Annotated in this window: 7 protein-coding genes and 1 pseudogene; 7 read left to right on the forward strand and 1 reads right to left on the reverse strand. The window is 34.3% G+C overall.

Annotation, left to right across the window (positions count from 1 at the left end):
• On the forward strand, positions 1 to 548 hold a 548-nt coding region (locus tag OFO01_RS08820), incomplete at its 5' end, for a hypothetical protein (protein WP_270875539.1).
• A 42-nt stretch (positions 549 to 590) separates the two neighbouring features.
• The gene (locus OFO01_RS08825) at positions 591 to 1025 is read left to right on the forward strand and encodes a hypothetical protein (protein ID WP_270875540.1); all 435 of its coding nucleotides are present in this window, start codon (positions 591 to 593) and stop codon (positions 1023 to 1025) included.
• A gap of 127 nt (positions 1026 to 1152) precedes the next feature.
• Here the strand turns inward: OFO01_RS08825 and OFO01_RS08830 are convergent, their stop codons facing one another.
• Positions 1153 to 1275 (reverse strand): hypothetical protein, encoded by a 123-nt coding sequence (locus OFO01_RS08830; RefSeq protein WP_270859988.1) that lies wholly within the window; start codon positions 1273 to 1275, stop codon positions 1153 to 1155.
• A gap of 224 nt (positions 1276 to 1499) precedes the next feature.
• Here OFO01_RS08830 and OFO01_RS08835 point away from each other — a divergent pair, with 224 nt between their 5' ends.
• The 5 genes and pseudogenes from OFO01_RS08835 to OFO01_RS08855 all read left to right on the forward strand — a co-directional run.
• Complete coding sequence (locus OFO01_RS08835) at positions 1500 to 2510, forward strand: replication initiation protein (RefSeq protein WP_270859987.1); 1011 nt, start codon at positions 1500 to 1502, stop codon at positions 2508 to 2510.
• A gap of 85 nt (positions 2511 to 2595) precedes the next feature.
• The gene (locus tag OFO01_RS08840) at positions 2596 to 3330 is read left to right on the forward strand and encodes a replication initiation protein (protein WP_270859986.1); all 735 of its coding nucleotides are present in this window, start codon (positions 2596 to 2598) and stop codon (positions 3328 to 3330) included.
• 280 nt (positions 3331 to 3610) lie between these two features.
• Positions 3611 to 3862, forward strand: coding sequence for a hypothetical protein (locus OFO01_RS08845; RefSeq protein WP_270859985.1), 252 nt, complete (start codon positions 3611 to 3613; stop codon positions 3860 to 3862).
• Positions 3849 to 4187, forward strand: a complete 339-nt coding sequence (locus OFO01_RS08850) for a plasmid mobilization protein (protein WP_270859984.1) — start codon at positions 3849 to 3851, stop codon at positions 4185 to 4187. Before OFO01_RS08845 ends, OFO01_RS08850 begins: the two co-directional genes overlap by 14 nt.
• Positions 4188 to 5068: pseudogene (locus OFO01_RS08855) on the forward strand (relaxase/mobilization nuclease domain-containing protein); the annotation flags it as partial.

The raw sequence follows: 5068 nt of genomic DNA on the forward strand, positions 1-5068 counted from the left end.
TAAAAGAAGCGACAGAAGCAATATCGAGCGAATTGAAGCAGAAAAGCGACGACTTCAACGACTATATGAAAGACGAAAAGAAGTCAATCAAGGAAGAAGCAGGCAAATTCAAAAAGGCAACACAAGAAGCAACAGCAGCAGTCCAAGAAACAACAGCGCAATTCCAACAAACAGCAACCAAAGCCCAAGAAGCGACGAGCCAATACGAAGCGACATTAGCCAAGCAAATAGAGAACAATCCGACGCTAATCGCAGAACTATCGAAGCCGATAGCCAAAGTAATATTACAGGAAATCCAAAACACGACAATAAAGTTGCAACTCAGAGTGGATTATATAACGCTAATAACAGCGATAATTTTAACGATAATAGCAACATACACGCTAACGAACATTTGGAACTTGACAGCGTCGCCGAGCCTAATCGAGAAGCAAGTCAAGCATTTAATCATAGAAAAAGACGGAAAGACCTTTTTAAAATTGAATTACCACGACAAGAAATTACAATTCAACGAAAACAACGATATATTATTTTATCAAATCGACTAAAACAAATAAGGGCGGATTATGAACGATTTATTAGAGAACTTATTGCAACTAATCGCAACACTAGAAAACGAGAACAAGACGCTAAACGCCGAGAACGAGAGATTAAACAACGAGAACAAGACGCTATTAAAAAACAACAAGCAATTATTAAAAGAAGTCAAACAGCTATCGGACGCATTGCAGATAGCGAACAACGCATTAGAACAAGCGAACAGCACGAACGAAGCATTAGCGAAAGGTTACAGCGATTATTTAACGACGCATTTAAAGAGCGAGGAAAGCAAATTAAAAACGAACTTAGCGGAGGAATTAAAAACGCTTGGAATAGAACAATCGAACGAATTAGAAACAAATTTAGCGAACGAGTTAAAAACGCTTTCGGACAATCAGAACGAATTAGAAACAGATTTGACAACATTAGAAGCAGATTTACAAGCCTTACAAACCAAATTCAACAAGAAATTAGCAGACGATTAGAGATACAGCAACAGCAACAAGAGAAATATAACAATTCAAGTGGAATAAAGCTATAAACTATAATATTCACTCCCTAAAAAATATAATGCTGTGCGGTGCGAAGCGTAAGCGAAGCACTATCGCACAGCTAAGTAGTGGCGTGAAGCTTTGCGAAGCCGTAAGGCGTAGCAAAGCGGGTCAGTATCACGCCGTCCGATTGTGTTTTTTGCGAAGCAAAGCGAAGCAAAAAACGAAGTTTTGTCTTTTTCAAATTCTTTTAATACTTTTATATAGTTTTACGGCTTCGCTAGACACCACCACAAGGGCATTTGGAGAGTTTATCCATAACATTTTGGGAGTTTATCCATAACATTTTGGGAGTTTATCCATAACATTTTGGGAGTTTATCCATAACATTTTGGGAAAAATATTGACATTTTTATAGAACAATGTTATAATAAAAGCGTTATAAATAAAACACGGAAAGGCGATAAAATGGGCGTTGAGATAGTGAAATATAGTAACAAAATGAATTTGTTAAATTTTAAAGATATGAGTAAAATCGAAAATAATCTATTTTTTGCGATTTTGCACTATTTAAAAGAGCAAGACACGCGCGAAATAAGCGTTTTAATGGGCGATATATTGAAATATACTGACAAAAATTTAACAATGCTAGAAGCAATCGCACTGACACGCAGTGCAGTAAAAAAAGTCGTTAGCAGTGCGATTGAGTGGCAAATCGACGACCACCAAACAATGATTTTTAATTTGTTTGAACGATTTATAATTGATGATAGCACGCTAGAATTGCGAGTTAAAATAACTGAAACATTTAAAGACATACTAAACAATTTTGGCAAAGGCAATACATTTACAATGTTTGAACTAGCCGAATTTAGCGAATTATCGAGCAAATACAGCCAAACGATTTACAGACTATGCAAACAATTTAGGGGCACAGGTGAAGTTAAAATGCGATGGGCTGATTTTTTGGAACGGCTAGACATACCAAAAAGTTATAATAGCAATAATATCGACCAAAGAATTCTAAATCGTGTAATGATAGATTTTAACGAGCCGACATTATTTAACCCCAAAAAGCCGATATTTAAAAATTTCAAAATCGAAAAGGTAAGGGGCAAAGGCAAAGGGCGACCAATAACACACATAATTTTTACATTTACCCCAGAAAATACCGACAATAAAAAAACCAAAGCCGAAAATAAGGCAATCACAGACTTAAACGCCGAGAACGCAGAGCGAAATTTTCAACTACAATTTAGCGGAAAAATAATCGAAAATAAAGACGGCGAAAAGTGGCAAATCGTAGAAATCAAAAAAGCGGAAAACGGAAAAATTATCGCCACAATGTTTAAAATTTCAGACTATACAATACGAAAAGATTTTTCATTTGAGAGTATAGAAATTTTAAAGAATTTAGTTGAAACATACGAAGCCGAAAATCAAAAAAAAGAGAGAAAAGAAATTAAAGGCTTATTTTAAAATTTAAGCAGTTATTTATAAATACTTTGCTATAATAAGTCTATATATTTAAAAGAAAGTTTGGTCGATAAAATAGGAGTGAGCAATGTTAGCAAGTCAAGTCAAAAAACAAAAAATCGCAAATTTTGAAAAAAAGCGAGATAGAATTCACGCTAAAATTAGTAACAATTTTATCGAAAGCACTATTCAAAATAGCACCTTATCAGCTTTGAAAATGATATATTTTCTAGCGTCTGCGGTTGAGAAAGTAGAAAATTATAACAGCATAGCCGAAACCGATTTAATTACTTTTGAGTTTGGAACTTCTGAAATTCTAAACTTTACAGAAATTAGCCTACCGCAAGTAATGAAAAATTTAAAAGATATGCAAAAAACTAGCATTTCATTTATTAACGAAGCGGAGCAATTCGAAGAAGGCATCGCACTTTTGCCATATTACAAAATTCTTTACGGCAAAAGCAGAACGCAAATTTCAATTTTTAAAAAAATCGCAAATATGATAATCGAAGTAAGAAACAATTACTCAATTATCGATACTCGCCTTTTAATGAGTTTTAAATGCAAACACTCGTTAAGATTTTTACCACTTTTAAACCTTATGAAACAAAACAAAGAAAAATCACGCACATTAGAGCTAGACGACATTAACGAATTTTTTGGCACAAGTTACAAAAATTTACACGAAGTAAATTTAAAAATTTTTACACCAATCAAAGACGATTTTTCAGCAACAAAAATCAAATTTAATTATGAGACAAATTTTGAACTTCTAGGCAAAGGCAGACCAAAAGCGGTAAGTGCAACGGTAACAATCTTGTAAATTTTATGCTATAATCTCCATAACAAATTTTAGCCGTTTTTTTAGGCAAGGATACTTACTGTATATACACCAAACTTCGTTTGGTGTATATCCGCAAGACCTTGCAAGGGGCTGCCGCCCCTTTGAACCCTGCTATCAGATTTTAAAATTTTAACTGCGTTAAATTTTTAAAATCTGTGATTTTTTTGCTGCGATCGTCATTTTAAAAAAACGCTGTTTTTTTAAAATTTCCGTTGCATGCAAAAAAATCAAATTTGCGATTATGCCGTCAAGGAAAAAAATGGAAATTATCGTTAATGCAAAATCTGTAAAATATAGACTACATAAACGCAGATTAAGAAATATATTTTTTTGTCTTTGGCTTTGGGGCATAGTTGGAATTTTATGTTTATTGAATATTTTAATATATTTTCTTGTAAGGTCGGAAGTATTTCAGATTATTTTTTCAATAGTTGTTTTTATAGTAGCTACCAGTTATTTTGTAAAATTATACGAACAAACAAAAAAAATGAGTGAAAATGCCAAGAAGTAAAGAGCGCAGTATTTCAAAGATTATCAGATTTACGCCCTATGAAATAGAACGCATAACAGAAAAAGCGCAAGGGCTAAATTTTAGCGAGTATGTAAGACAATCAGCACTCCATAGAAAGAATTTGAAATTTCCGTTTAAGGGCGAATTAGTGCTAGAATTAGTCCGTCAAGGACGCAACCTAAACCAAATCGCCAAGAAGCTAAACGAAAATCAAAGTCTAACCAATATCGCAGTTATTCAAGCAATCAATAATTGCTTTAACAAAATAGACGAAATTTACGAGTTTATATCTAAACAAGAAACCGAGCTAGAAAGCGACGATTAAATGCTAGTCAAGTTTTTAAAAGCTAAACGGGGTGGCGGAATAGGTGCTGTAAATTACTGCTTAAACGAACGCAAAGCCAACGGCACGGCTAGACTATTAAAAGGCGACGAAGCATTAACAAGGGCAATTATAGCCACAATGCCCTACAAACAAAAAACGACCTTTTGCGTTTTATCTTTTAGCGAACAAGCAGACCTAATCAGCGAAGCCACCAAACAAGCAATAATTGCGGACTTTGAAAAATATTTACTCTGCGGTATGGAAAATCGAGTTAATACGCTATGGATAGAGCATAGCGACAAGGACGGCAGATTAGAATTAAACTGCATTATCCCTAAAATTGACATCGTAAGCGGAAAAAGTTTTAATCCATATATGGCAAAATTCGACCAAACACGCATAAATTCGTGGCAAGAAGTAACTAATTTTCAATATGGATTTTCAGACCCAAAAGACCCAAAGAGAGAAAGAGCCGTCCAAGTTTTTAGCAAAGGCAAAAATTATCTACAAGACTACAAGAACGCAATCGAACTAAATAATTTTTTTATAGAGCAAGTCGCAAACGGCAATATTAACAGCAAAGCCCAAATTTTACAAATGCTAAAAGACGCAGATTTTCAAATAAAAAGGGACGGCGTAAGGGGCGGAACGCCCTATTTATCGTTAGAAACAAAAGACAAAATAAAAATAGTTTTGAAAGGGGATATTTACAGCAATGAATTCACTACAAGAGAATTTATCCAAGTTGAAAAAATTGAACAAAGAGAATTACAAAGAAGCCGTAAAAGAAGCGACAGAAGCAATATCGAGCGAATTGAAGCAGAAAAGCGACGACTTCAACGACTATATGAAAGACGAAAAGAAGTCAATCAAGGAAGAAG

It is taken from the genome of Campylobacter sp. JMF_01 NE2 (genome assembly GCF_027737365.1).
GTDB lineage: Bacteria > Campylobacterota > Campylobacteria > Campylobacterales > Campylobacteraceae > Campylobacter_B.

Bases quoted from the DNA above. Each gene is read 5' to 3' on its own strand.
- OFO01_RS08845 (WP_270859985.1), top strand. From the start codon at position 3,611: ATGGAAATTATCGTTAATGCAAAATCTGTAAAATATAGACTACATAAA.
- OFO01_RS08835 (WP_270859987.1), top strand. From the start codon at position 1,500: ATGGGCGTTGAGATAGTGAAATATAGTAACAAAATGAATTTGTTAAAT.
- OFO01_RS08840 (WP_270859986.1), top strand. From the start codon at position 2,596: ATGTTAGCAAGTCAAGTCAAAAAACAAAAAATCGCAAATTTTGAAAAA.
- OFO01_RS08850 (WP_270859984.1), top strand. From the start codon at position 3,849: ATGCCAAGAAGTAAAGAGCGCAGTATTTCAAAGATTATCAGATTTACG.